Raw genomic sequence first — 22,999 nt, 5'->3', positions numbered from 1 at the left:
GGCGAATCCTGGTCTCGGCTCCGGGTGAGCCGTCACGAGCCCACTATCGGCCCACGGCGGTCGGTCGTTAGGGGGACCGGCACGAGGGCTACTTCGTATCGGGTTCCTCCTCGGCTTTGATCGCGTCGAGATTGGCCCAATGGTTCGCGAGAACGAAATACGTGATGAGGGCCGCAATCCCGAGCGCTAGCCCGTACCAGTTGGCGAGGAAGCCGCTGGCGACCAGCACCGCGAAGACGCCCCACCCCACGAGGCGCCGTTTCGGTGTCGCGTTCGACGCGGCCCAGGTATCGAATCTGAACGGGTTCCAGGTCCTCATTTGCAGTTGCCCCCCTTATAGCCGATGCTGCCGATCACACCTGGACCGATGAGCCACTGCACGCACTCGCCCTTGCCGACGATTCGCTGAGCGTTGACCGTAATCGAGAGAAGGTTCGCCAGGCACAGGCCGGTGATGGCCCAATTCACCGGCGGGGGCAGCTTTCCTACTGCCGCAGCGCAGAACGCGGGGCTCTTCGACTGGGTGCGCAGGTCCGCGCTCTCTTTCTTGTTCCATTTCAGTGAGGGCAAGCCGGTCTCCCACACGAACGCAGGGTCGGCCACAACCGGGTATGCCGTCGCCGCTGACGCCTCGACGACCTGGGTCAGCGTTGAACCCTTCAGCGTGTAGTGGGTGGAGACCGCGGCGCCCTTAGCGTCGGTGGCCCAGGGCTCGGAGATGTAAGCGATCGGGTCTTGGCTTGCATTGAGGAGGAAGTAGGACTTGCCCACCTGCACGATCTGACCGCCCGTGGGGATCGTGAGGCGGTAGCTGTAATGGCTCGGTGCCGACCGTTTTGCAATCACGGTATTGATCTGCAAAGAGCCACCCACGACAACGACCGGAACCGAAATCGAACCGTTGTTGTTGTTGTACGAGACGATTCCCTTCTTCTCCACCGTCGCGGCGGCCGCCCCCGACGCGAATGGTAGAGAAACAGCAAAATCGCCACCGGCGGTCTCGACTGAGATGCCCCCAGTCGCGCGCGTTGGAACCGTGACCTCTGCCCCACCAACCGGCGCATGAATCGCGTTCATTCCCGATGCGGTTGTATCGACCGGCGCTGCAGCATCCACCGTTCCGGCGGTCGCCTTGGTCACTGCGGCGAGCGTGCTGATCGAGTCCGCCTCCGCCTCCGCCGGCGCAGCCCCTACGAGTGCGATCGCAATGGCTGCCGAAGCCGCAACGCCCGCGACGGTAAGCGCCCGACTCCCCGCGCGACCTCGCCATTGATTTCGCTTGATCGCCGTCATGTGCACTCCTTCATTGGTAAACAGGTTCATCTAGACAGACGCGTCTACCGGCAACTCATGACGACGGATCTCCAACGAATGGGCACCTAACAGTTCGGGGACACCGGCCGATAGTGGGCACCGTGACGACTCTGCAGGCCCCGGCACCGGATGCGCTCGAGGCGCCGGTCTACGACTTCCGGCGCCCGACGACGCTTGCGCGTGAGCACTCGCGGGTGCYCGAGTTGGCGTTCGAGACGTTCGCCCGCCAGTGGGGCACCCAGCTCACGGCGAAGGTGCGTGTGCTCAGCCAGGTGGAGTGCGACTTCGTGCAGATGCAGACGTACGACGAGTACGCGGCGTCGCTCCCGGCCACGACCGCGATGGTGCTGTGCCAGCTGGAGGATGTGGCGCCGAAGGCGGTCATCCAGTTCCCGACCATCGCGGCCCTGTCGTGGGTGAACACGATGCTGGGCGGCCAGGGCACGCCGGTGGACCACGAGCGCACTTTCACGCAGATCGAGCACGCGCTGGTCCGCCGGCTGATGGACGAGGCGCTGGAGGATCTGCGTTACTCGCTCGGCTCCCTGCTGGTGAACGCGATCGCGGTTGACGCCATCCAGTACAACTCGCAGTTCGCGCAGGCGGCGGCGACCTCGGAGCTGATGATCGTCGCCGGCTTCGACCTGCACGTCGGCGAGAACACCGCGCGAGCGACCGTCGCGCTCCCCGCCGTCGCCCTGCTCCCACAGCTCGGCGAGACCAACCCGACCCACAGCACCGAGAACGCGCGTGAGCTGGTGGATGCTCAGCTCGCACGCGTCCCGGTGGAGGTGGCGCTCCGGCTCGCACCCGCGAGCGTTCGTCCGAGCGTCGTGCTCGGGCTCGCGGTGGGCGACCTGCTTCCGCTGCCGCATCCACAGCACCGGCCGTTCGATCTCACCGTCGGCGGGCAGACCGTCGCCTCGGCCGCTCTCGGCTCGAGCGGCTCGCGTCTCGCCTGCGTGATCACCAACACTGAGGACTGATTCCCATGAGCATGACTATCGCGAACTCCACCGGGCTGTCGCTCGGCCAGGCGCAGGCGGCCGCCGAGGCGCTCTCCCGGGTGCTGCCCACGGGCGCGCCGCTGAGCCCGCTGCTGGCGCAGGGGTCGGAGGTCCATGGCGCCGACCGTGCGGTGGTGGCGACGTTCGTCGGTGCTCCTTCGGCTGACCTCGCCGTGGTGCTGCTCGAGGCACCGCAGCTCGTGGACGACGGCGCCGACGGTTCGCCGGTGGTGTCGCTTCAGGATGTGCTGCAGCCGGCCCTCGAGGCGGCCAGCGACACGCTCGGCGCCGGCGTGCTCGACGACGCCCGCACGGAGGATGCGGCCGAACTCTTCGCCGACCCGGCCACGACGGTGTTCGCTCTTTCCGGCCCTGCCGGAGTGGCCGGCTGGTTCGCGATCCGGGGTCGCGCCTCCGTCGCAGAACGCGCCGGTGCGAGCGCTCTCGGCGGCAAGCTGGGCCGCATCAGCAACGTCGAGATGGCGCTGACCGTCGAGATCGGTCGCACGCGGATGGCCGTGCGCGACGTGCTCGCGATGGAGCCCGGTGCCGTCATCGAGCTCGACCGGTCGGCCGGATCGCCCGCCGACGTCCTGCTCAACGGACGGCTGATCGCGCACGGCGAGATCGTCGTGGTCGACCAGGATTACGCGGTGCGGATCACCAAGATCCTCGACGCAGCCGCCGACCTGGACTGACTCAGCGGCACTGTCCGGCGACGGCGATCTGCTCGTCGCTGGGGCGTCCGTAAGCCTCGATCCCGGACCCTGGGACGTCGAAGCCCATCGAGATCGCCCAGGCGGTGGCCCACATTTCGTCGTTCTGCCGGAAGGCGGGCCCGTCGAACAGCGTCCTGCATTCAGGACGCACGACCTGCGAGTGCCCGACCTCATGCGTGACCAGGGCCTTCGCATCCACGTCCCCGTAGCTCCAGCCCTCCTGGATGGGGAAGTTGAGGTCGATGGTCGCCCAGCCGCCGTCGTCGTAGCGGTACTGGGTGGTGCCCGAGTACCAGCCGTCGCCGAGCCCGCTGACCTCCTGGTGCCACTCGAAGTCGAGGGTGACGCCGTGGGCGATCGAGCGCGCGTACGCCTCGATCTGGGCGCGGATGGGGTAGGCCGGGTCCTGCTTCGCCGCCTCGCCGGCAGCCTGGGCGGTGTTGACGCCGTCGACGGCGGTCATGATCGTGAGGAGCTCGGTGCCGTTGGACTGCGATTGCGCCACATCCGACTTGCCGTCATCGATGGCGTGGCGGAGCGGGATCTTGCTCTCGTAGGTGGCGGAGGCATCCGCCGTCAGCACCTGCTCGCCATGCGCGGCCAGCTCCTGGTAGACGGCGGCGTAGCTCTTCGTGACCGCCTTCTGCGCAGCGACCAGAGCTGCGAGCTCTGCCGCTCGCTTCCGCCGCAGGGCATCCTCCTGGCGGGCCAGCGCCTGCTTGTGCTGGACGTCCGCGAAGACGGTCCATGGCAGGAGGTCGAGACCGACCGCGGGGACCTTCGGCGCATCGAACGTCGCCTGCGTGAGGTTCTTGCTCTTCGCCGTGAGTTCGGCGTCGGCCGCCGCAAGCGCTTTGGCGGTGGCGTCGCTCAGGTAGTCCGGGCGCGGGTGCTGGGTGTACTCGGTGAGGGAGGCGATGGATGCGTGAGCCTTGTCGAGCGCGATCCCGCGGAGATCGGTGACGTCGGACAGCTTGTCCGAGGCCGCCGACAGCTGGTGCGAGGCCTCCACGGTGCTCTCGAGCGCGAGCGCGCGCCAGCCGATCCCGGCTCCGATCCCGACGCCCGCCGCGAGTACCACGAAGGCGGTCGTCCACACCCAGACCCGGGCGCGTCCCCTCGGCTTCGCAGGCGGGGGCGTCACCGCAGCCGCGGAGTTTTCGGGCTGCGCTGAAGAGTCGGCATCGGTCACTGGTGGTTCCCCCCGGAAATGGTCATCGCGTCGAACGGTCCTGCCGTCGGCGAGCACCGTCACCTGTATATGACGGGACGAGGCGCGGATGATGACGGCGCGCCGTCACCGCAGCGGGGTCCATCCCGGCGGGAGCGGGCCATCGAGGGCGGCTCGCTCCGCATCCTCGGCCGCCGACCAGCCCTGAGCGGCGCCGGTCGCGTCGAACCCGCCCCGGGCGAAGCGGAACCCGACGTCCTCGTGCACGGCACGCGGCGGGCCGCCTCTCCGCACGGAGGCCCGCACGTTCCACGCGTCGTCGGCGAAGCCTCCGCCGCGGAACACCCGGTAGTCGCGGTAGCGGCCGGGGTCGAGCAGGTCCCAGCACCACTCCCAGACGTTGCCGAGGGTGTCGAAGAGCCCGTTGAGGTTGGGGAGGCGGAGGCCGACGTCCTGGGGTGCGCTGAGGCCGTCCGCACTGGTCCACGCCACTTCCGCCAGCAGGCCGTAGTGCGGGGCGGTCGAGCCGGCGCGGCAGGCGTACTGCCACTCAGCCTCTGTCGGCAGGCGGTAGCCGTCCGCATCCACGTGCCAGGTGACGTCCTCGCCGTCGAACGTGTACGCCGGGTCCAGCCCCTCCCACTCGGATGCCGCGTTGCAGATCCGGACGGCCCGCAGCCAGCTGATCCCGGTCGCGGGTCGTCGCGGATGGGGCGAGGGCACTCCGATCAGCTCGGCGACTTCCGCTTCGGTCGCAGCGAAGGTGCCCAGCTCGAACTCCTCCAGCTCCACCATCCGGCGCAGCTTCCGGCGCGCATCGTGCAGCTGGACGCTCCCCGCCGGTATCCGAGCCATCTCGATGTCCACCCCCTCAGCCTTTCACCTCGCACGACCGTGTTTCGCCGCGCGGGAGCTAACGGGAGTGGGCGGGCGGTCGATAGTGCGGGACGTGGAGACCCTGTTCATCGCCCTGCGCGTGCTCGTGGTGCTCGGCGTGATCGTGGCCCTGCTCTGGTTCGTGCAGCGCCGGGTCACGAAGGGCCGGAGCTCGGCGCGCCGACGCCGCGGCAACGCGGTGACGGTCGTGGGCAGGCAGGGCGTCGGCCCCAAGGCGTCGGTCGTCGTCGTGGATGTGGACGGCAACCGCTTCGTACTCGGAGTCACCGACCGCCAGGTCAGCGTCCTCCACGCCAGTGACCGCCCGCAGGATGCGGACGTCACCCGGCTCAAGCCCGTCCGTGAGGTGGAGGCCAGGAACGGCACCACCGGCGAGGCCGACACCAGCACCATCAGCACGACACGCACCACCAGCACCACCTCCAGGCAGGATGCCGACTTCCTCACGGCGCAGGGACGCGCCTCGCTCTTCGACGAGGCACTCAAAGGCTCGATCCTGTCCCCGGCAACGTGGCGTCAGGCGAGTTCGGCGGTGCGGCCCAAGAAGTGACGCGCGCCGGGCGGCTGCCCCGCCTCGCGCTCGCCGGCGCACTGGTCGCGCTGATCGCGATCGCCATCGTCCTGCTGGGCGCGAACGCCGCGCACGCGGTCCCCACGCCCGTTCCGACCCCGACGGGTCCCACTGGGCCCGACGGCGGCACCGGTGGCATCACCCTCGACATCAACGGCCCGAACGGCACGCCGAGCGCCGCCATCCTCACGCTGCTCGGAATCACCGTGCTTTCGGTGGCGCCCGCGCTGCTGCTGATGATGTCGTCGTTCACCAAGATCTTCGTGGTGCTCGCGATCACGCGGAACGCGCTCGCGCTTCCGTCCATCCCGCCGAACCAGGTGCTCGCGGGACTCTCGCTCTTCCTCAGCCTGTTCATCATGAGCCCGGTGCTGGTGGACATCAACAACACGGCGGTTCAGCCGTACCTCGCCGGTCACATCGACTTCACGGCGGCGATGCACGCGGCCGAAGCGCCGTTGCGCGGTTTCATGGCGGCGCACACCCGCGAGGAGGACATCGCGCTGATGACCCGCGCGGCGGGCCGGCCGAACCCGCACGACGTCAGCGGCGTGCCGATGCTCACGCTCATCCCGGCGTTCATGATCTCCGAGCTGCGCGCGGCGTTCATCATCGGCTTCGTCATCTTCGTGCCGTTCCTGGTGATCGACATGGTGGTCTCCGCCGCGCTGATGTCGATGGGCATGATGATGCTCCCGCCGGTGATGATCTCGCTGCCGTTCAAGATCCTGCTGTTCGTGCTGGTGGACGGCTGGGGGCTCATCATCACGAGTCTCATCACGAGCTACAGGGGTGGCGGATGAACCCGAACGCGGTCCTCGATATCGCCATGCAGGGGCTCATGGTCACCGCGAAGCTTGCGGCGCCGATCGTCATCACGGCTCTCGTCGTCGGCTTCGCCATCTCGCTCGTCCAGTCGATCACGCAGATCCAGGAGGTCACGCTCTCCTTCGTGCCGAAGGCGGCGGCCGTCGCGATCGCCCTGCTCATCTGCGGGCAGTGGATGATCTCCGAGCTCGTGACGTTCACCCACGTGCTGTTCGACAAGATCCCGCAGCTGCTGGGCGGTGGCTGATGAACATCCCCATCGACGTAGGCCTCATCGAGGCGGTCGCGCTGGCGTCGCTGCGCATGGTCGCGTTCCTCGTCATCGCGCCGCCGTTCTCGTACAACGGCTTCCCGGCCCAGGTGAAGGGGATGCTCGCGATCGGCCTCGCCATCGCCGTCGCGCCGCGCGTCGGGGCGGGCTACCACTCGGGTGACACCGGCGCCTTCCTGCTCGGGATGGTCCGGGAACTCGCCGTCGGGGCGACGCTCGGCTTCCTCGTGTTCCTCGTCTTCGCCGCGATCCAGTCGGCCGGCAACCTCGTCGACCTGTTCGGCGGCTTCCAGCTGGCGCAGGCGTTCGACCCGCAGTCGATGATAAATGGCGCCCAGTTCACCCGGATGTTCCAGCTGACCGCCCTCGCACTGCTGTTCGCGTCGGGCGGCTACCAGCTCATCATCGGCGGCCTGGTGCGCACGTTCGACGCCATCCCGCTGGCCGCAGGAATGGACCTGGCCGACCCGGTCAAGGAGATGGTGAGTGGCGTCACCCAGATGTTCATCGCCGCCCTGCAGATCGCGGGTCCGCTCATCGTCGTCCTGTTCCTGGCGGATGTCGGGCTCGGCCTGCTGACCCGCGTCGCCCCCGCGCTCAACGCGTTCTCGCTCGGCTTCCCCCTGAAGATCATGCTGACGGTCGTGCTCTCCTCCATCGTGTTCGTGGCCCTCCCGGGCGTGGTTTCCGGCCTCACCGACACCGCCGTCAAGATCATGCTGGGGGTGGGCGGGTGAGCGACGCACAGGAACGCACCGAACAGGCGACCGAGAAGCGGATGAAGGAGGCGCGCTCCAAGGGCCGCCTCAGCAAGTCGTCCGACCTCACCGCCTGGGTCGGTGTCGGAGCCGCCGCGGTGATGCTCCCGTTCACCTTGCAAGCGGGGAGCACGGCGGCGATCGAGCAGCTGTTCAGCATCCGCTCGGTCATCGAGAGCCCGGACCCGGCGAAGGCGGTCGCCGCGCTCGGCGACGGTCTCGGCAGCATCATGGCGACCATCGGACCGCTCCTCGGCGTGGGGGCGCTCGCCGTGGTGGGAGCGGCGGCGGTGCAGGGCGGCATCCACTTCAAGAAGTTCGAGGGCAAGTACGAGCAGTTCAACGTCGTGAAGGGCATCGGCCGGGTGTTCGGGATGCGCGCGCTGTGGGAGGGCGCGAAGACGCTCCTGAAATCGGGAGTGGTCGCGATCGGCCTGTTCCTGGTGGTGCAGGGCCTCATGCCGGTGCTGCTCACCTCCGGATCGATGCCGCTCGCCTCCCTGCTCTCCGCCGCGTCCGGAGGCACGGCAGGACTCCTCCAGGCAGCCATCGGCGCCGGTCTCGTCCTCGCCGGCCTCGACGTGCTCGTCGTGATGCGACGCAACCGCAAGCAGACCCGCATGAGCAAGCAGGAGATCCGCGACGAGAACAAGAACAGCGAGGGCGACCCGCTGGTCCGCTCGCACCGCCGCTCGCGCCAGCTCGCGATGAGCCGCAACCGCATGATCGCGGCGATCGGGAGTTCGGATGTGGTGCTCGTCAACCCGACGCACATCGCCGTCGCTGTGAAGTACGAGCCGGGCAAGTCGGCCCCACGCGTGGTCGCGAAGGGCTCAGGCGCGATCGCCATGCGCATCCGTGAGAAGGCCGAGGAGGAACGCGTGCCCATCGTCAAGGACATCCCGCTCGCCCGGGCGCTCCACGCCGGCTGTCAGATCGGCGACGAGATCCCGGTCGAGCTGTACAACTCCGTCGCGCGTGTTCTCGCGTTCGTCATGTCGCTGAAGCAGCGCGGCTCGTCCGCGGGCATCCACACCATGCGACCCCAGCTGCAGGGAGGGCTCTCGTGAAGCCGAACAAGGGACTCGCCGCCAAGGTCGCCGTGCCGATCGGGGTCGTCGGCATCATCATGCTGCTGGTCGTGCCGGTGCCGTCGTGGATGCTCGACCTGCTCATCATCGTCAACATCATGCTGGCCCTGGTCGTGCTGCTCACGACGATGTTCGTCAAGAAGCCGCTCGACTTCTCGGTGTTCCCGTCGCTGCTGCTGGTGGCGACGCTGTTCCGGCTGGGACTCAACGTCGCCTCCACCCGGCTGGTGCTGGGCGACGGGTTCGCCGGGCAGGTCATCCAGGCGTTCGGGCATGTCGCCGTCGGCGGGTCGATCATCATCGGCGCGGTGGTGTTCCTCATCCTGGTCGTCATCCAGTTCATCGTCGTCACCAAGGGCGCCGAGCGCGTCGCCGAGGTGGGCGCGCGCTTCACCCTCGACGCCATGCCAGGCAAGCAGATGGCGATCGACGCCGACCTGAATGCGGGACTCATCACGGAGGAGCAGGCGCGCACACGCCGCGCCGAGGTGTCAGCAGAGGCCGACTTCTACGGCGCGATGGACGGCGCGTCGAAGTTCGTGAAGGGCGACGCGATCGCGGGCATCCTGATCATCGTCATCAATGTGGTCGGCGGCATCGCGATCGGGATGATCCAGCGCGGCATGGAGCTCGGCGACGCCGTCAACTCGTACACGCTGCTGACCATCGGCGACGGCCTGGTGTCGCAGATCCCGGCGCTCCTGATGGCGGTGTCGACGGGCATGATCGTGACCCGGTCGAATGCCGAGTCGGACATGGGGACGACCGCCAGCAACCAGCTCAGCCAGTCGCGGAACGCCCTGATGATCGCGGGATGCGCGGCGATCGTGATGGCGCTCATCCCCGGCATGCCGCCCATCCCGTTCGTGCTGGTCGGGGCGTTCCTCATCTTCGCGTCGCAGCGGATCAAGACCTCGCAGGCGGCCGCCAAGAAGGCGCAGGCCGCGCAGAACGCGGTCGCCACGGCGACGAAGTCGGAGACGACGGAAGACCTCATCGAGCAGATGCGGGTGCACGCCCTTGAGATCACGCTCGCGCCGGACCTGGTGGACATCGTCAGCGGTGCCTCCGACGACCTCCTCGCCCGGGTTCGGGCGCTGCGGCGCAAGATCGCACTCGAACTGGGCGTCATCGTGCCGCCGGTCCGCACCCGGGACAGCGCCGAGCTGCCGCCGTCGACCTACGTCATCAAGATCGCCGGCGTCGAGTCCGGGCGCGGGCAGGCGCCGTCCGGCCGCGTGCTCGCGCTGGGCGACGCCCTCGACAACCTGCCGGGAACCCCGACGGTGGAGCCGGTGTTCGGCCTGCCGGCGAAGTGGATCCCGTCGGAGATGCGGCACAGCGCGGAGCTCGGCGGCGCGACGGTGATCGACCGCGTCTCGGTACTCATCACGCACCTGTCGTCGATCATCACGTCGAACGCCGCGCGTCTGCTGACCCGGGAGGATGTGCGCCTGCTGACCGAAGGCGTCAAGCAGGTGAATCCGCCCGCGGTGGAGGAGCTCATCCCGGCCCTGCTGTCGCTGGCGGAGGTGCAGCGGGTGCTTCAGGGCATGCTCGCGGAGCAGGTTCCGATCAACGACCTGCCGCGGATCCTCGAGGCGCTGACGCTGCGCGCGAAGGTGTCGAACGACCCGGAGGGGCTCGTGGAGGCGGCGAGGGCCGCGCTCGGCCCGGCGGTGGTCGCGCCGCACATCGACGCGGGGACGCTGCGCGTCATCATGATCGACCCGGGCCTGGAGCAGTCGATGCTCGAAGGGTTGCGACCTTCCGAGTCGGGTACCCAGATCGTGCTGGATCCGGTGCGGTTGGAGGCGGTGCTGGCGTCCGTCCGGGACACCGCCGGGCGGCTCGACGAGGCCGGGGTCTCGGCTGTCCTCGTGTGCGCGCCGGCTCTGCGGCCGGCGATCCGACGACTGGTCGCCGGGCAGATCGCGGGGCTCGCGGTGCTGTCGTACCAGGAGGTGACGGCCGTGCAGGCCGCGATCGAGACCGTGGGGGTGGTCCGCGGTGCGGAGTCGATCGCGGCCTGAGTGGGTCGACGGCGACGAGGAGGTGCTGCCGGCCGTCTCGACGTCGTCGCTCGCCTTCCAGGCGGTGCTCGATGACCTCGTGCGTGCGGTCGACGCGCCCGAGCTGGCGGCGCCGCCGGCGGCTGGGGTAGCCCCTCTCGCGTCCGACCTCCTCCCGTCCGACCTCGCTCCTCCCGTCCCTCCCGCTTCCGTCCCTCCCGCCCCTCCGATCTCCGCGCCTTCCACCTCCGACGAGGCCGTGAGTGGTGAGTCGTGGCTGGAATCCGCGGCGAGTGGTGACATCTTGTCGCGACTCGACGAGGTCGAGAGCGCGGGGCCGCCGCCGGCGCGGTTGCGGGGGCGCGGCGACCTCACGCTGGTGGTGGGGCTGGGTGCCGACGCGGATGCCGCCGCCCGCGTGCTGGCGGCCTCCGCCGACGCGGGCGCCGAGGTGCATCGCCTCGCCGACCGCCGCGACGCCCTCGCAGCCAGGGCGGACGGCGTGCGCCGCGGCATCCCCGTCGTGGCGGCATTCGCGCTGACCGGGCCGACCGCGGTACCGGACGTCGCCGCCGAACTCGCCGGGATCGCCCCGGATCAGGTGTGGGTCGCCGTCGACGTCTCGCGCACGTACGACGACACGGCCGCCTGGGTGCGGGCGGTGGATGCGGTGCTCGCGGTGGACGCGGTCGCCGCGACCGGCGCATCCTTCACCGCATCGCCCCACACCGTCCACCAGCTCGGCCTGCCGGTGCTCTGGCTGGACGCGCCGCCCGGCGGATAGGCTGGAGCGATGCTGGTATTGACACGCAAGGCGGGGGAGCGGGTGCTCATCGGCGACGACATCGTCGTGACGATCCTCGAATCCCGTGGTGACGGCGTCCGCATCGGCATCGACGCGCCTCGCGGCATCCGCATCCAGCGCGACGAAGTGGTGAAGGCGGTCACCGAGGCGAACCAGGAGGCGACCGAGGGTGCGGCCGGCACCGACGACGCTGCGGACCTCATCAAGAAGTCCCTCGGGCTCTGACCGTTCACTCAGCAGAACTGAGATAGTTTACGTATGTGAACGATCTCTCCCTCGATCCCGCCCGCACCGCGCTGCTCATCATGGACCTGCAGAACGGGATCCTCGCCCGGCATCCCGACGGCGACGCGTTCGTCACCGCTCTGGTCCGGACCCGCGAGGCCGCGCGGGCCGCCGGGATGACCGTCGGCTACGTACGGGTGGCGCTCACCGTGGAAGAGGCCGAGCATGTTCCGTCGACCTCGCGGTTCGCCGGCGCCGGTGAGCGGTTGAACGCTGACAGCCCGGCAACGCAGATCGTCGAGCGGTTGACGCCGGCCCCCGGTGAGATCGTCGTCCGCAAGCAGCGCGTGGGAGCCTTCAGCACCACCGACCTCGCCGCGCAGCTGGCGGAGCGCGGGATCGACACGCTCATCCTCACCGGCATCGTGACCTCGGGCGTCGTGCTGTCGACCGTGCGCGACGCCGCCGACCGCGACTACCGCCTGGTCGTGTTGAGCGATGGATGCTGGGATGCGGACCCCGAGATGCATCGCGTCCTCACCGAGAAGGTGTTCCCGCCAGCGGGCGTGACGGTCGCATCCATCGACGAGTTCGTCACGACGACCGAGTGACGGCCACCGCGTCCACTGGCGACGCGCCGACCTTCGCCGCACCGGCCTCGGCCGCGCCTGCTCCTGGCGTCGGCGTGCGGAAGCCCCGCGCGGTGAGGTACACGCCGAGGAACAGCTCCCACACGACCTCCGGCAGCGTCGCCACCACCGACCAGACCGAGAGCTGCGTGTAGAGCCCGAACATCACGGCGATGCCGGAGAGCGACACCAGTGGCCCGCCGATGATCCCGAACCACGCCCAGCCGCGCGGCAGCAGGCGGGCGCGGTGCAGCATCCAGCCGAGGATCAGGCCGTTGCCGATGCCGACGACGAAGCCCGGACCGAGCAGGAACGTCCAGCCGTGCAGCGCCACGAGCGCCTGCGAGACGACGAGCAGGGCGGCATCCGCGCCGTTCGTGGGCGGTCCGTCCTGCCGGAGGGTCACCACCGTGAGCAGGCTCAGGATGCCGACGCTGATCAGCGTGCACTCCATGACGCGGGCGACGACGTAGGCGAGAGCGAGGGACGGGCTCGTGCGTCGCAGCACCGGGTACAGCACCAGTGCCGTGCCCAGGTTGGCGATGACGAGGGCGATCTCGAGCAGGGCGCCGGCGAGCACGGGGCCGCCCGCTCCCTCGCCGAGGACGTAGTGCGGGTCGGTGAGGAGTGGCCCGTACAGCAGCGCGCCCGGGATGGATGTGACGAAGGTGAGGAGGAAGAAGACGCCCGCGGCGAGCGAGCGTCGGCGGTCCGGATGCATGAGAAGGTCCTTTCGGGAGGCGAGGTGTACGGCGTACACCTGCTCGAGAAGAGAATAGGTGTACGCTGTACACCATGTCAAGCGATCGGCCGCAACGTCAGAGCCTCAGCCCGGACAGGGTCATCGACGCCGCACTCGAACTGGCCGACCGCGACGGGCTGGAAGGCCTCAGCATGCGGACGCTCGCGCAGGGCTTCGGCGTCGTCCCGATGGCGCTCTACAAGCACGTGGCCAACAAGGACGAGCTCATCGACGGCATGGTGGACCGCGTCTGGGCGGAGGTGGAGGCGCCGCCCTCGGACCTCGGCTGGCGGGAGGCGATGCGCCGGCGCTCGACTTCGCTCCGGTCGGCGCTTCTGCGTCACCGCTGGGCCGTGGGGCTGATGGAGGCGCGGATGCGTCCAGGCCCCGCCAACCTCTTCCAGCACAACGCGATGATGGGGGCGCTGCGCCGCTCGGGATTCTCCTTCCGCACCACCGTGCACGTCACGTCGGCCCTCGACGCCTACGTCTACGGCTTCGCGCTGCAGGAGAAGACGCTGCCCTTCGCGACCCCGGAGGAGTCGGGGGAGGCGGCCGCCCAGAAGCTGGCGGCGACGCCGCCGGAATTCGCCCAGCACTTCCCGTACCTGCTGGAGGTGGTGACGGAGCTCGGCGTCGCCGGCTACGACTACGACGAGGAGTTCGAGACCGGGCTCGACCTCATCCTCGACGGCATCGAGCGGCTGCGGCCCGGGTGGGTCACGGCAGAACCCGTCTCGGCAGGCACCATTCCGGCGGACACCGCAGCGGAGTGACGTGTCCGCCGATCGGTGGACACGGATGACATCCGGCCGCCGGTACCCACGGCGCGGCCCGACGGCGAGGCTGTGGGTATGAAGTCGTCAACCCTCGCTCTCACCGGGCTCATCTTCGCCGTCTCGATGACGACGATCGACCAGACGATCGTCGCGCTCTCGGCGCCCAGCATCCAGCAGAACCTCGGGCTCAGCCACGACGGGATGCAGTGGGCCGTCAACGTGTACCTGCTCACCACGGCCGCGTTCTTCCTGCTCGGCGGCCGGGTCGCCGACGTTGTCGGGCACAAGCGCATGGCGCTGGTCGGAATCGCCGGCTTCGGCGTCACCTCGCTCCTCTGCGGTCTCGCGCCGACCGGCGACCTCGCCGAGCCGTGGCTCGTGACTGCGCGTGCCCTGCAGGGCGTGAGCGGCGCGATCATGTTCCCCGCCGCGATCGGCATCGTCGTCGAGGGCTTCGCCCGCGAGAGCCGCGGCCGGGCGATGGCGATCTTCTTCGCGATCACCGGCGCGATGACGGCTCTGGGGCCGATCGCGGGTGGCTACCTGACGCAGTGGACGTGGCGCGCGATCTTCTGGGTGAATGTCCCGATCGCCGTCGCGGCGTTCGTCATCGTCGCAATCGCCGCACGTCCGTCGGTGCGCCGCCACGAGCGCATCGACTGGCTCGGCGCCGCCATCGTCGCAGCCGGGATGGGACTGGTCGTCTTCGGTCTGCAGCAGGCGAGCCCGTGGGGATGGGGCAGCCCGGCGGTCATCGCATCCCTCGTCCTCGGCGTTGCGATGCTTGTGCTCTTCGTCGTCGTCCAGCGCCGGAGCTCTGCGCCGCTGATCCGCATCGCCGCCTTCCGCGACCGCGGTTTCACCCTCTCGACCCTCGCAACGCTCTTCGCCTCCATCGCGTTCATCAGCACGTTCTTCTTCCTGAGCGTCTACGGGCAGGTGTCGCTGCAGCTGTCGGCCGCGGAGACGGGGCTGCTGTTCCTGAAGTTCTTCATCGGGTTCGTGGTGGCCAGCCGGATCGGCTCGGTGCGCTTCGACAAGCGCGGCGCGCGCAGCGTCGTGCTGCTCGGTGGAGTGATCGGCGCGATCGGGTTCGGGTGGCTCGCCGTCCGCGCGACGGACCTGACGATCGACGCGCACGCGTTCTTCAACGGGCAGACCTGGCCGATCCTCGTGGCCGGTGCGGGCATCGGCCTCATGTTCAGCCCCGTCTCCACCGACGCGGTGAACCGCGCGATCGGCGCAAGCTACGGCGAGGTCAGCGCCATCTCGCAGACCATGAAGAACTTCGGCGGCGCCCTCGGCCTCGCCGTGTTCACCACGGTCGTCACCTCCCGCCTGACCGACCTGCTGACTGCGTCGTTCGCGAAGTTCGGCGGAACGGCGGCGGATGCGCAGACCGCCGTCGACCGCATCAGCGGTGCGAAGGGCAGCGGCCACTCGCTCGCGAACGTGCCCCAGGCCATCCAGGACCAGATCCTGCACGCCGTCCGCGCCGACTACGCCTCGGCCGTGCAGTGGGCGTTCTGGGGCATGGCAGCCGCGATGGTGGCCGTCGCGATCATCGGGGTCTTCTACCCTGCCGGGCGAACCTCCCTGCCGGAAGAGCCGGTGCGCGCGGCCGACGGCAGCGAGCAAGCGGCTACAGTCTGATCGTGGCAGAGCGCGTGGACGACCGCTGGTTCGGCGACTGGATCGGGTATTCGGCCGCCGCCACGCTCGCGTCGGTGCTGCTGATCCTGGCGAACCCCTTCACCGGGTGGCCGCGGACCATCACGTCGGCCGGGCTCGTCCTCGCGCTGTTCCCGGTCTACTGGTTCCTGGCCCGGCCGAGCCGGGCGGGCATCCGGGGCAACAGCTGGAGGGCGTGGACGTATGTCGCGATCGCGACGCTCGTGTATTTCGCCGCTTACGGGCTGAACAACTGGGCGAACATCGCGCTGTTCATCCTGTCGCCCCAGTTCTTCCTGGTGCTCTCCGCGCTCCCGGCCGCCGCCGTCATCGTCGTCATCAACTTCGGCGGCGTGCTGGTCCGCTGGCTGGTCGGCGACCTCGAACCCGGCGACGTCGCAGGGACCCTCGGGCTGACGGTCCTGATCATCGCCGTCTCCATCTACTTCAGCAATCGCATCACGGCGGTGACGAAGCAGAGCAGGGAGCGGGGGCTCCTCATCGACCGGCTGCGCGAGCAGCAGCGCGAGATCGCCGAGCTGTCGGAGCAGCAGGGTGCCGCCGCCGAACGCGAGCGGATCGCCCGGGAGATGCACGACACGCTCGCGCAAGGGTTCACCAGCATCGTGACGCTCGGACACGCCGTGCAGGGCGAACTCGAGTCCGACCCGGCCGGCGCTCGCCGTCACGTGGAGCTGATGACGGAGACCGCGCAGGAGAACCTGCAGGAGTCGCGCCGCATTATCGCTGCGCTGACGCCGGGCCGGCTCGCGGAGTCGACGCTGGAGCAGGCGCTCGGCCGGGTCGCCGGCCGGTTCGAGGAGGAGACCGACGTCCCGGTGGCCTTCGACGTGGTCGGGGAGCCGCGCGCGGCGGCGCCTGCCGTCGAGGTGGTGGCGCTCCGGGTATTTCAGGAGGCGCTGGCGAACGTGCGCAAGCACGCACGGGCGACGACGGTGGATGCGGCCCTCTCGTACGACGCCGGCTCCCTCGGGCTGACCGTGCACGACGACGGCAGCGGCTTCGACGCGGCGGCGCCGCGCGACGGCTACGGCATCGACGGGATGCAGGCACGCGTGCGGGAGGCCGGCGGGACGTTCGAGCTGAGCACCGCTCCCGGCACGGGGACGCGGCTCAGCGTGCGGCTGCCGGCCGAGCCGATCGTGGAGGCGCAATGATCCGCATCGTGCTGGCCGACGACCATCCCGTCGTCCGTGAGGGCATCCGCGGGATGCTGCAGGGCTACGACGATATCGAGGTCGTCGGACAGGCGGGCAGCGGGCCGGAGGCCGTGTCGCTGGTGGCTGCGCTCCACCCGGACCTCGTGCTGATGGATCTCCGGATGCCCGGCGGCGACGGAGTGGAGGCGACGCGGGCCATCTCAGCCGCGCATCCCGCCACCCGCGTCGTCGTGCTGACGACCTACGAGACGGATCAGGACATCCTTCGCGCGATCGAGGCCGGGGCGAGCGGCTACCTGCTGAAGGACATCGCGCCGGCCGAGCTCGCGCGGTCCGTCCGGTCGGCTGCCGCGGGCGAGACCGTCCTCGCCACGTCCGCCGCGACGGCGCTGCTCGGCCGGGTGCAGGGCAGGCAGACGGCGCCGGCGCTCTCGGCGCAGGAGGTCAAGGTGCTCCGGCTCGCCGCGGACGGCCGGACCAACGCGGCGATCGGGTCGGAGCTGTTCATCGGCGAGGCGACGGTCAAGACCTACCTGAGCCGCGCCTACGAGAAGCTCGGGGTCTCCGACCGTACTTCGGCGGTGCGCCGCGCCCTCGAGCTCGGACTGCTGGACTGACGGGTACGGCAGAATGACCGCATGGCGCTGATCAGGACGGAGCGCGGGCTCGACCGGCTCGTGAACTTCTCCGACGCGACCGTGGCCATCGCGATCACCCTGCTGATCCTGCCGCTGGTCGATGCGGCATCCAAGATAGGCAGCTCGTCGTTCGGGACCTTTGTGGATGACAACGCCTGGGAGCTCTTCGCCTTCGTCGTCTCGTTCGCCGTGATCGCCCGCTTCTGGGTGGTGCACCACCGCATCTTCGAGACCGTCCGGGACTACAGCCTCGGGATCGTGTGGTTCAACTTCCTCTGGTTGTTCGCTATCGTGGTGATCCCGTTCAGTGCGAACGTGCTTTCGGCGAGCCAGGGGAACCGGCCCGAGGTCTACGCGCTCTACATCAGCGACATGCTCGTGGCCACCGTCGCGACGCGCCTGGTCGCCGAGGTCCTCTACCGCAACCCGGAGCTGATGACCCCGGAGGCGCGGGACCAGGTCGACCGGACGCGCGGTCTCGCGGAGGTGATCATCATGGCGGCCGCCCTGGTGCTGGCGATCGTTTTCCCTGCGATCAACCTGTGGTGGCTGTTCCTGCTGTTCCTCGCGCGCCCGCTGCACGCACTTCTCCACAGGCTGGTGTACGGCCCTTCCCAGACCACAGCCTGAGGTCTAGCGTCGGGCTATGCGCGTGAAGCCGATATTCTTCCTGGCCGTCATTGCGGTCGCGTACATCCTCGGAGCGCGGGCGGGCCGCGAGCGCTTCGAACAGATCGCCGGTGCGGCGACCGCGTTCTGGAACGCGCCTGACGTGAAGAAGGCGCGCAAGAAGGCGAAGGCTCAGGCCGAGAAGACGCGGAAGCGCCTGGCCTGATCAGGCAGCTGCCAGATCAGGCGCCTCGCCTGATCAGGGCTCCTTGTAGTCGCCCTCGGTGTACTCGCCCTCGGGTGCGTCGACGGGCTCTTGCACGTCCGTATACGTGCCTTCGGTCGCCTCTTCCGGGCCGACGCCCTCGGTCTCCGTGTACTGACCGTGGACGGTGCGCTCGTGCGGCGCCTCGCCGTCGACCTCGGTGTAGCTGCCCTCGAGGTTCTCGCGTGCGTCGCCGTTCGGCTGCTCTGGGTTGCTCATAGCACGGACACTACGCCGTGCGGCCGCCGACCACCACAGTGGGTCGTGCTGTAGCCGCTCGCGCCCCGGCGAGAGTAGTCTGCGGCCGTCACCCGGACGATCGGCGGACCGATGAGCGACGAGGCAGAGGCCCACGAGTGGCCCCATCGCGTGCTGGAGTTGCGCATCCACGGCATCAAGAACACCCCGCCGACGGAGATCCTCGGCCGCGAGCAGAGCGAGCTGCGGCAGACGCAGGGCGACGAGAACGGCGGATTCTGGTGGGCTCCGGACCAGGACAAGCCGGATCGCGACCCGGATGACGCCCCCGGAATCGTCGACCCGGCCGTGCCCCCGACCGGCGTTCGCACCGAGGCGTACTCGTGGGGTCGGCTGGCGCGCTACGGCTCGGGTCCCATCCTGTTCATCGGCCAGCTGTTCGTGCAGGTGGCGTGGCTGCTGCTCGCCCCGTTCGGACTGGCCAATGCCGCCTACTGGACCAGGCGCATCCCGACCCAGCGGCCGGGCGGCGAGTGGGATTCGGGAGTCGGCGGCTCGTCGTTGCGCATCTTCGCCCTCGGGCTGACGCTCCTCTACGTCTGCGCCCTGGGCTCGGTGAGCCTCGACCTGGGTGTCCAGTGCGCCACCGGCGCGGCCTGCACCGCTCTGCCCAGCGCGTTCACGGACTTCTTCGGCAGCGCACCGCTGAGCTGGCGCGGTCCGCAGCTGTCGATTCTGTCGCTGGTGCCGATCGCCGGGGTGCTCCTGCTGTACGTCGTCTCGCGGCGCGCCCGCAGCCGCTACGAGGCGGCGATCTTCGACGCGGCCGACCGGATGGGCGGCCGCGGTGTCCGCCGGAGCGGCCGTCTGCGCCCGCTCGCGTCCGAGGGTTTCTGGCGGACGGCACGCGTCGGGCCTCCCACCGAGCGGCTCCACCTGGCCGCGGCGTTCCTCCTGGTCGCGCTGCTCCTCGCGTGGGACCGGCTGTTCGCCGGCACGGCGGCCTGCGCGAAGCTGCAGACGTTCGTCTCGGGCGAATGCCTCGGCGCGGCAGCGGGCTCCAGCGACGTCCTCGCCGTGATCGGCGGCCTCGTCGCCGCTGCGGGTCTCGTCGTCGCGATCGTGTTGGTCGGCGTCTTCGCCGAGACGACGAACACGGGACAGGAGTCGGTGGACGAGTTCCTGCGCGACCGCCTCCACCGCACCGGCCTGGTCACCGCCTGGGTGCTGATCGTCTCGATCGCCGTGTACGTGTTCGTGGGCGCATCCCTCTGGTTCGGCGGCGAGTACGAGGCACCGCTGACCGGGACGTTCCTCGGGCTCGCGACCGCGCCATCCATCATCCTGGGCGTGCTCGTCGCGATCTGCATCTCGGCGCTCGGCTGGCGCCGGGGCGTGCCGCACTGGCTGTCGATCTCGCTGATGACCGGGGCGGGCCTGGCGTTTCTGGCCGGCGTCGCCCAGAACCCGCCGACGCTGACCAGCACACCCGGTCCGCTCCGGCTGCCGCTGTTCGCGGTCGCGGCGGTGCTGACGGCCGTGCAGCTGTTCCTCGTCTGGTGGTGGCCGAGGTCGCGGAGCGGCCGGCGCGCAGGGCCGCCCGAGCGGTTCCGCGCCGAGGGCTGGGCCGGCATGGGCCCCGGCGTGTGGATGCTGCTCGCGCTCGGCGCCGCCATGCTGCTCTCGACACTGCTGGTCCTGGGCGTTCAGGGCTGGCTGGTGAGCGGGTCGTCGCCGTGCGGCTGCGCCAGCCCGCCGCACGGGGTCCTCAGGCCGCCGATCGTCTACCACAACTTCGGCGACGTCCTGCCGTTCATCGCGATCGCACTGGCGCTGGTGGCGTTGGTCATCGCGGGCGCCGTGCTGCGCTGGATGCCGCTGCTCACCACGCCTCGCACCCGCGACGGGCGGCGTCCGCTCCTGGAGGAGGTGGATGCGTACCGCGACGGCCGCATCGCCGCGAGCACCACGGCCGACCGCCTCGCGCTGAAGATCCTGCGGGCACGGCGTCTGGCGGCGCTCGTGCATCGCGGGGAGCCCATCCTGGGCATCCTCGCCGGCCTCTTCGCCGTCGGGTTCGTGGTGGCCCTCGCCGTGTCGTACTCGGTGGCGTTCCGCTGGATCGACGGACTTGTCGGGCCTGCCCTCGCGGTGATCGCCGCCGCCATCCTCGCCGTGGTCGTCGAGAACGCGCTGACCGCCAAGGAGCGGCCGATCAGCATCATGTGGGACCTCATGTGCTTCCTCCCGCGGGCCGGACACCCCTTCGGCCCGCCCTGCTACGCCGAACGCGTCGTCCCCGAGCTGCGGGACCGCGTCACGGACTGGCTGACCCACGACCTGGAGCCGCCCGCCGGCCTCACCCTCGCCGAGCGCCTGAGCTGGCGCGACAACCAGCAGGACGAGGCGCTCGGCGTGGAACGGCCGTTCAGCGTGGTGCTGTCGGCGCACAGCCTCGGAGCCGTGCTGGCCGTATCCACTCTGTTCACGCTGCGGCCGGACGACGCAAAGCGGCTGCGCAACGTCGCCCTCCTCACCTACGGGTCGCAGCTGCGGGTGTACTTCGGCCGCTTCTTCCCGGAGCTGTTCGGACCGGACGCCCTCGGAACCCTCGGCTCGCGGCGACCGCTGCTGGCGAAGGCCGACCCCTGGTTCTCCCAGGTGGAGCTCGACCAGGACGGCGAACCGGTCGTCGTCGTGCCCTCTGGGGCCGACGACCCGTCGCTCACGGAGCTGCTCACGCAGCCGGACGGCTCGGTCGCGTGGATCAACCTGTGGCGCCGCACCGACTACCTCGGCTTCCCGATCAACAGCTACCGGCTGGACGACCGCCGCCCCGACGACCTGGACCGCGGGGCCGACGAGTTCGGGCCTCCGCGCTACCTGGTGAAGGTGGCGACGCATCCGGACTACCAGTCGGCGCCGCAGTACCGCGTGGCGCTGCTCGACCTGATCGACCGGGTGCAGGCAGGGCCGGTGCCCGGAGACTCGCCGGACGATCCTGACTCGCCCGACAACGCTACGCCGGGCGCCGCTCCCGTTTAACCCCCTTGAGCGTCGGCCGGGATGCGGCGTTTCGTAGCAGCATGACCGATTCGCGTGACGCACAGGAACCGATCACCGGCAACGACCCTACCAACGGGCTCGCGGGTGATCTCGAGGGCGACGACGGCGGGGCCGTCGAGCCCACGGCGGACGGCAACGTGATCGAGGATCTGATCCCCGACCTCGACGACGCCGGCCGCACGGACGAGGATGCGGACTCCGCCACCTCGTACAGCGAAGAGGGCAAGCCGTAGGGCGCCCGGGAAGGAGCGAAGCATGAGCGACACCAGCGGACTGCCGAACACCGACGCCGAGGGCGTCCCCGCGGAGGACAAGCCCGAGCGCTTCGAACAAGGCCAGCAAGCGGACGAGCGCGATGCCCAGGCCGCGGAGCCGGCGGAGACCGACCCCGGTCAGTCCGGCGACGTCTCCGAGCCGGGCGAGACCGGCGTCACGCCCGAGGGCGCCGAGGATGTGACCCCGGCGGGAGGCGGAACCGACCAGGCGGAGCCGCCGCCGGCCGACTTCGACCCGGCCGACGAGCCGTCGAACCCGGACCTGGTCAGCGGCACCGACGCCAGCGAACCCCCGGACTGACCCGTCCACAGACCACCGGCCCGCGCCGGTGACCATCGGCCCCGCTCTCCTCATCCCAGGGCGGGGTCGTTGTCTGCGCCGTTTCGGCTAGGCCGCTAAGCGGAGGGCCGCCCTGCGAGCCAGCCCGCGCCGACAACCAGTCCGACCACGCAGATCCCCGCCCCCACGCCGAGCGTGGGGACACCGCCCGACCGCGGAAGGATCAGCCCGACCACGAAGAGCAGTGCGCCGACGTTGATGAGCACGGCGGAGACCCAGCCGAGCGCCCTGCGCAACGTCGCGTTCATCCGGGTATCGTAGCCCGGCGAGCGGAGCCGCTACTCCCCGTCGATCTGTGCAAGCAGTCGCTTGTCCTCGCGGGCGATGTCGTCGTGGTCGTTCTGGGTCGCGCGGCTCTCCAGTGAGATGACTGCGCAGCGGTGCACTTTCGAGAAGTCGCCGTACGGGAAACTGAACCGGCCTTTGGTCTCTTCGCTCTTCTCCGGGTCTTCGCCCAGATGCCAGAGCGCGTACTCGTCCCAGCCGTGCTTCTCGATGAAGCGGTTCTCGTCGTCCGCGCTCGGCGCGTGCTCACTCCAGTCGTCGCGCTCGTCGCGGACGACCTTCCCCTGTTCGACCAGCTTGCGCGCTTGCGCGAGGGCCTTCTTGTTCAGCCGGATGGTCATGCTTCGCCTTGGTTGCCAGTCGCCGCCGTCTCCGCGTCCAGCGTCTCGTTGATGAGGGATGCGACCAGCATCCGCCAGTCCGACCCCTCGTGCAGGGTCTCGGCATAGCCGGGAGGCACGGCGCCGAACACCGGCTCGTGCTCCTCACCCTCGACGGCGACGCGGATCAGCGTCCCCAGTTCGGCGTGCGATTCGTCGAGGACCACCCACACCCCCGCCGCCTTCTTCTCCACGTGGAAGATGCGGCCCCGGTAGGGGTACCGCACGCTGGACATCTCGAGCTCGCTCGCCGACATGGCGACTCCTCTCCT

29 protein-coding genes are annotated in these 22,999 nt (G+C 69.8%); 20 read left to right on the top strand and 9 right to left on the bottom strand.

The genetic code is table 11. The features are described from left to right. Positions 1 to 88: 88 nt before the first annotated feature. Positions 89 to 319 (bottom strand): hypothetical protein, encoded by a 231-nt coding sequence (locus tag AB4Z18_RS18190; protein ID WP_441784173.1) that lies wholly within the window; start codon positions 317 to 319, stop codon positions 89 to 91. Then, on the bottom strand, positions 316 to 1,293 hold the full coding sequence (locus AB4Z18_RS18185; RefSeq protein ID WP_441784172.1) for a hypothetical protein: 978 nt from the start codon (positions 1,291 to 1,293) through the stop codon (positions 316 to 318). Before AB4Z18_RS18185 ends, AB4Z18_RS18190 begins: the two co-directional genes overlap by 4 nt. A 122-nt stretch (positions 1,294 to 1,415) precedes the next feature. Between AB4Z18_RS18185 and AB4Z18_RS18180 the strand changes: the two genes are divergently transcribed. Next, positions 1,416 to 2,300, top strand: a complete 885-nt coding sequence (locus AB4Z18_RS18180; RefSeq protein ID WP_441784171.1) for a flagellar motor switch protein FliM — start codon at positions 1,416 to 1,418, stop codon at positions 2,298 to 2,300. A 5-nt stretch (positions 2,301 to 2,305) separates the two neighbouring features. After that, positions 2,306 to 3,019, top strand: coding sequence for a flagellar motor switch protein FliN (gene fliN, locus AB4Z18_RS18175; protein WP_441784170.1), 714 nt, complete (start codon positions 2,306 to 2,308; stop codon positions 3,017 to 3,019). Between the two features lies 1 nt (position 3,020). On the opposite strand, the gene AB4Z18_RS18170 is transcribed toward fliN, so the two are convergent. Further along, positions 3,021 to 4,232: a hypothetical protein gene (locus AB4Z18_RS18170; protein ID WP_441784169.1), complete on the bottom strand. Its 1,212-nt coding sequence runs from the start codon at positions 4,230 to 4,232 to the stop codon at positions 3,021 to 3,023. Positions 4,233 to 4,337: 105 nt separating this feature from the next. After that, the gene (locus AB4Z18_RS18165; protein WP_441784287.1) at positions 4,338 to 5,066 is read right to left on the bottom strand and encodes a formylglycine-generating enzyme family protein; all 729 of its coding nucleotides are present in this window, start codon (positions 5,064 to 5,066) and stop codon (positions 4,338 to 4,340) included. A 94-nt stretch (positions 5,067 to 5,160) separates the two neighbouring features. On the opposite strand from AB4Z18_RS18165, the gene fliO reads away from it, so the two are divergent. Genes fliO through AB4Z18_RS18120 form a run of 9 tightly spaced genes read left to right on the top strand, consistent with a single transcriptional unit; the run spans position 5,161 to position 12,280 of the window. Continuing rightward, on the top strand, positions 5,161 to 5,658 hold the full coding sequence (gene fliO / locus AB4Z18_RS18160; protein WP_441784168.1) for a flagellar biosynthetic protein FliO: 498 nt from the start codon (positions 5,161 to 5,163) through the stop codon (positions 5,656 to 5,658). Next, positions 5,655 to 6,482 carry a flagellar type III secretion system pore protein FliP gene (fliP, locus tag AB4Z18_RS18155; RefSeq protein WP_441784286.1) on the top strand — a complete coding sequence of 276 codons (828 nt, stop codon included), beginning with the start codon at positions 5,655 to 5,657 and terminating at the stop codon, positions 6,480 to 6,482. Before fliO ends, fliP begins: the two co-directional genes overlap by 4 nt. After that, positions 6,479 to 6,754: a flagellar biosynthesis protein FliQ gene (gene fliQ, locus AB4Z18_RS18150; protein WP_441784167.1), complete on the top strand. Its 276-nt coding sequence runs from the start codon at positions 6,479 to 6,481 to the stop codon at positions 6,752 to 6,754. The genes fliP and fliQ overlap by 4 nt, the downstream gene beginning before the upstream one ends. Next, positions 6,754 to 7,515, top strand: a complete 762-nt coding sequence (locus AB4Z18_RS18145; RefSeq protein WP_441784166.1) for a flagellar biosynthetic protein FliR — start codon at positions 6,754 to 6,756, stop codon at positions 7,513 to 7,515. The genes fliQ and AB4Z18_RS18145 overlap by 1 nt, the downstream gene beginning before the upstream one ends. After that, complete coding sequence (locus tag AB4Z18_RS18140) at positions 7,512 to 8,606, top strand: EscU/YscU/HrcU family type III secretion system export apparatus switch protein (RefSeq protein WP_441784165.1); 1,095 nt, start codon at positions 7,512 to 7,514, stop codon at positions 8,604 to 8,606. Before AB4Z18_RS18145 ends, AB4Z18_RS18140 begins: the two co-directional genes overlap by 4 nt. Before the next feature lie 59 nt (positions 8,607 to 8,665). Further along, complete coding sequence (locus tag AB4Z18_RS18135) at positions 8,666 to 10,660, top strand: flagellar biosynthesis protein FlhA (RefSeq protein WP_441784285.1); 1,995 nt, start codon at positions 8,666 to 8,668, stop codon at positions 10,658 to 10,660. Continuing rightward, on the top strand, positions 10,638 to 11,423 hold the full coding sequence (locus tag AB4Z18_RS18130; RefSeq protein ID WP_441784164.1) for a hypothetical protein: 786 nt from the start codon (positions 10,638 to 10,640) through the stop codon (positions 11,421 to 11,423). The genes AB4Z18_RS18135 and AB4Z18_RS18130 overlap by 23 nt, the downstream gene beginning before the upstream one ends. 9 nt (positions 11,424 to 11,432) lie before the next feature. After that, positions 11,433 to 11,669 (top strand): carbon storage regulator CsrA, encoded by a 237-nt coding sequence (csrA, locus tag AB4Z18_RS18125; RefSeq protein WP_441784163.1) that lies wholly within the window; start codon positions 11,433 to 11,435, stop codon positions 11,667 to 11,669. Positions 11,670 to 11,704: 35 nt separating this feature from the next. After that, the gene (locus AB4Z18_RS18120; protein ID WP_441784162.1) at positions 11,705 to 12,280 is read left to right on the top strand and encodes a cysteine hydrolase family protein; all 576 of its coding nucleotides are present in this window, start codon (positions 11,705 to 11,707) and stop codon (positions 12,278 to 12,280) included. Here the strand turns inward: AB4Z18_RS18120 and AB4Z18_RS18115 are convergent. Then, positions 12,264 to 13,019, bottom strand: a complete 756-nt coding sequence (locus AB4Z18_RS18115; protein WP_441784161.1) for a DUF4386 domain-containing protein — start codon at positions 13,017 to 13,019, stop codon at positions 12,264 to 12,266. The genes AB4Z18_RS18120 and AB4Z18_RS18115 overlap by 17 nt on opposite strands. Positions 13,020 to 13,093: 74 nt before the next feature. Between AB4Z18_RS18115 and AB4Z18_RS18110 the strand changes: the two genes are divergently transcribed. The 6 genes from AB4Z18_RS18110 to AB4Z18_RS18085 all read left to right on the top strand — a co-directional run bounded on the left by AB4Z18_RS18110 (position 13,094) and on the right by AB4Z18_RS18085 (position 18,144). Then, complete coding sequence (locus AB4Z18_RS18110; protein WP_441784160.1) at positions 13,094 to 13,816, top strand: TetR/AcrR family transcriptional regulator; 723 nt, start codon at positions 13,094 to 13,096, stop codon at positions 13,814 to 13,816. 78 nt (positions 13,817 to 13,894) lie between these two features. Next, on the top strand, positions 13,895 to 15,472 hold the full coding sequence (locus AB4Z18_RS18105; protein ID WP_441784159.1) for an MFS transporter: 1,578 nt from the start codon (positions 13,895 to 13,897) through the stop codon (positions 15,470 to 15,472). Positions 15,473 to 15,474: 2 nt separating this feature from the next. Further along, positions 15,475 to 16,668 carry a sensor histidine kinase gene (locus AB4Z18_RS18100; RefSeq protein WP_441784158.1) on the top strand — a complete coding sequence of 398 codons (1,194 nt, stop codon included), beginning with the start codon at positions 15,475 to 15,477 and terminating at the stop codon, positions 16,666 to 16,668. Next, positions 16,665 to 17,288, top strand: a complete 624-nt coding sequence (locus AB4Z18_RS18095; protein WP_441784157.1) for a response regulator — start codon at positions 16,665 to 16,667, stop codon at positions 17,286 to 17,288. Before AB4Z18_RS18100 ends, AB4Z18_RS18095 begins: the two co-directional genes overlap by 4 nt. A gap of 21 nt (positions 17,289 to 17,309) precedes the next feature. Then, positions 17,310 to 17,939: a TMEM175 family protein gene (locus AB4Z18_RS18090; protein WP_441784156.1), complete on the top strand. Its 630-nt coding sequence runs from the start codon at positions 17,310 to 17,312 to the stop codon at positions 17,937 to 17,939. 16 nt (positions 17,940 to 17,955) lie between these two features. After that, complete coding sequence (locus tag AB4Z18_RS18085; RefSeq protein WP_441784155.1) at positions 17,956 to 18,144, top strand: hypothetical protein; 189 nt, start codon at positions 17,956 to 17,958, stop codon at positions 18,142 to 18,144. A gap of 33 nt (positions 18,145 to 18,177) precedes the next feature. On the opposite strand, the gene AB4Z18_RS18080 is transcribed toward AB4Z18_RS18085, so the two are convergent. Then, entirely contained in the window at positions 18,178 to 18,402 is a 225-nt protein-coding gene (locus AB4Z18_RS18080; protein ID WP_441784154.1) for a hypothetical protein, read from the bottom strand. Positions 18,403 to 18,513: 111 nt separating this feature from the next. On the opposite strand from AB4Z18_RS18080, the gene AB4Z18_RS18075 reads away from it, so the two are divergent. Genes AB4Z18_RS18075 through AB4Z18_RS18065 form a run of 3 tightly spaced genes read left to right on the top strand, consistent with a single transcriptional unit; the run spans position 18,514 to position 22,023 of the window. Beyond that, complete coding sequence (locus AB4Z18_RS18075; RefSeq protein ID WP_441784153.1) at positions 18,514 to 21,426, top strand: hypothetical protein; 2,913 nt, start codon at positions 18,514 to 18,516, stop codon at positions 21,424 to 21,426. Positions 21,427 to 21,467: 41 nt separating this feature from the next. Then, a complete protein-coding gene (locus AB4Z18_RS18070) occupies positions 21,468 to 21,680 on the top strand; it encodes a hypothetical protein (RefSeq protein WP_441784152.1) in 213 nt (70 codons plus the stop codon). Positions 21,681 to 21,702: 22 nt separating this feature from the next. Further along, positions 21,703 to 22,023 carry a hypothetical protein gene (locus AB4Z18_RS18065; protein WP_441784151.1) on the top strand — a complete coding sequence of 107 codons (321 nt, stop codon included), beginning with the start codon at positions 21,703 to 21,705 and terminating at the stop codon, positions 22,021 to 22,023. A 95-nt stretch (positions 22,024 to 22,118) separates the two neighbouring features. On the opposite strand, the gene AB4Z18_RS18060 is transcribed toward AB4Z18_RS18065, so the two are convergent. The 3 genes from AB4Z18_RS18060 to AB4Z18_RS18050 are packed head-to-tail and all read right to left on the bottom strand — an operon-like array spanning position 22,119 to position 22,984. Then, positions 22,119 to 22,310 (bottom strand): hypothetical protein, encoded by a 192-nt coding sequence (locus AB4Z18_RS18060; protein WP_441784150.1) that lies wholly within the window; start codon positions 22,308 to 22,310, stop codon positions 22,119 to 22,121. Between the two features lie 30 nt (positions 22,311 to 22,340). Continuing rightward, positions 22,341 to 22,688 (bottom strand): hypothetical protein, encoded by a 348-nt coding sequence (locus AB4Z18_RS18055; RefSeq protein WP_441784149.1) that lies wholly within the window; start codon positions 22,686 to 22,688, stop codon positions 22,341 to 22,343. Beyond that, positions 22,685 to 22,984 (bottom strand): hypothetical protein, encoded by a 300-nt coding sequence (locus AB4Z18_RS18050; protein ID WP_441784148.1) that lies wholly within the window; start codon positions 22,982 to 22,984, stop codon positions 22,685 to 22,687. The genes AB4Z18_RS18055 and AB4Z18_RS18050 overlap by 4 nt, the downstream gene beginning before the upstream one ends. Positions 22,985 to 22,999: the final 15 nt, after the last annotated feature.

The sequence above is a fragment of the Leifsonia sp. 2TAF2 genome (assembly GCF_052115085.1).
Taxonomy (GTDB): domain Bacteria; phylum Actinomycetota; class Actinomycetes; order Actinomycetales; family Microbacteriaceae; genus Leifsonia.
Note: the sequence above shows the minus strand (reverse complement) of the source record. Positions and strands in the feature narration are given on the sequence as shown.

Coding starts and splice junctions, on each gene's coding strand:
- AB4Z18_RS18090 (WP_441784156.1), top strand. CDS start 17,310: ATGGCGCTGATCAGGACGGAGCGCGGGCTCGACCGGCTCGTGAACTTC.
- AB4Z18_RS18080 (WP_441784154.1), bottom strand. CDS start 18,402: ATGAGCAACCCAGAGCAGCCGAACGGCGACGCACGCGAGAACCTCGAG.
- AB4Z18_RS18055 (WP_441784149.1), bottom strand. CDS start 22,688: ATGACCATCCGGCTGAACAAGAAGGCCCTCGCGCAAGCGCGCAAGCTG.
- csrA (WP_441784163.1), top strand. CDS start 11,433: ATGCTGGTATTGACACGCAAGGCGGGGGAGCGGGTGCTCATCGGCGAC.
- AB4Z18_RS18165 (WP_441784287.1), bottom strand. CDS start 5,066: ATGGCTCGGATACCGGCGGGGAGCGTCCAGCTGCACGATGCGCGCCGG.
- AB4Z18_RS18110 (WP_441784160.1), top strand. CDS start 13,094: ATGTCAAGCGATCGGCCGCAACGTCAGAGCCTCAGCCCGGACAGGGTC.
- AB4Z18_RS18050 (WP_441784148.1), bottom strand. CDS start 22,984: ATGTCGGCGAGCGAGCTCGAGATGTCCAGCGTGCGGTACCCCTACCGG.
- AB4Z18_RS18190 (WP_441784173.1), bottom strand. CDS start 319: ATGAGGACCTGGAACCCGTTCAGATTCGATACCTGGGCCGCGTCGAAC.
- AB4Z18_RS18105 (WP_441784159.1), top strand. CDS start 13,895: ATGAAGTCGTCAACCCTCGCTCTCACCGGGCTCATCTTCGCCGTCTCG.
- AB4Z18_RS18145 (WP_441784166.1), top strand. CDS start 6,754: ATGAACATCCCCATCGACGTAGGCCTCATCGAGGCGGTCGCGCTGGCG.
- AB4Z18_RS18115 (WP_441784161.1), bottom strand. CDS start 13,019: ATGCATCCGGACCGCCGACGCTCGCTCGCCGCGGGCGTCTTCTTCCTC.
- AB4Z18_RS18065 (WP_441784151.1), top strand. CDS start 21,703: ATGAGCGACACCAGCGGACTGCCGAACACCGACGCCGAGGGCGTCCCC.
- fliN (WP_441784170.1), top strand. CDS start 2,306: ATGAGCATGACTATCGCGAACTCCACCGGGCTGTCGCTCGGCCAGGCG.
- AB4Z18_RS18070 (WP_441784152.1), top strand. CDS start 21,468: ATGACCGATTCGCGTGACGCACAGGAACCGATCACCGGCAACGACCCT.
- AB4Z18_RS18060 (WP_441784150.1), bottom strand. CDS start 22,310: ATGAACGCGACGTTGCGCAGGGCGCTCGGCTGGGTCTCCGCCGTGCTC.
- AB4Z18_RS18095 (WP_441784157.1), top strand. CDS start 16,665: ATGATCCGCATCGTGCTGGCCGACGACCATCCCGTCGTCCGTGAGGGC.
- AB4Z18_RS18085 (WP_441784155.1), top strand. CDS start 17,956: ATGCGCGTGAAGCCGATATTCTTCCTGGCCGTCATTGCGGTCGCGTAC.
- AB4Z18_RS18075 (WP_441784153.1), top strand. CDS start 18,514: ATGAGCGACGAGGCAGAGGCCCACGAGTGGCCCCATCGCGTGCTGGAG.
- AB4Z18_RS18185 (WP_441784172.1), bottom strand. CDS start 1,293: ATGACGGCGATCAAGCGAAATCAATGGCGAGGTCGCGCGGGGAGTCGG.
- AB4Z18_RS18135 (WP_441784285.1), top strand. CDS start 8,666: ATGCTGCTGGTCGTGCCGGTGCCGTCGTGGATGCTCGACCTGCTCATC.
- fliQ (WP_441784167.1), top strand. CDS start 6,479: ATGAACCCGAACGCGGTCCTCGATATCGCCATGCAGGGGCTCATGGTC.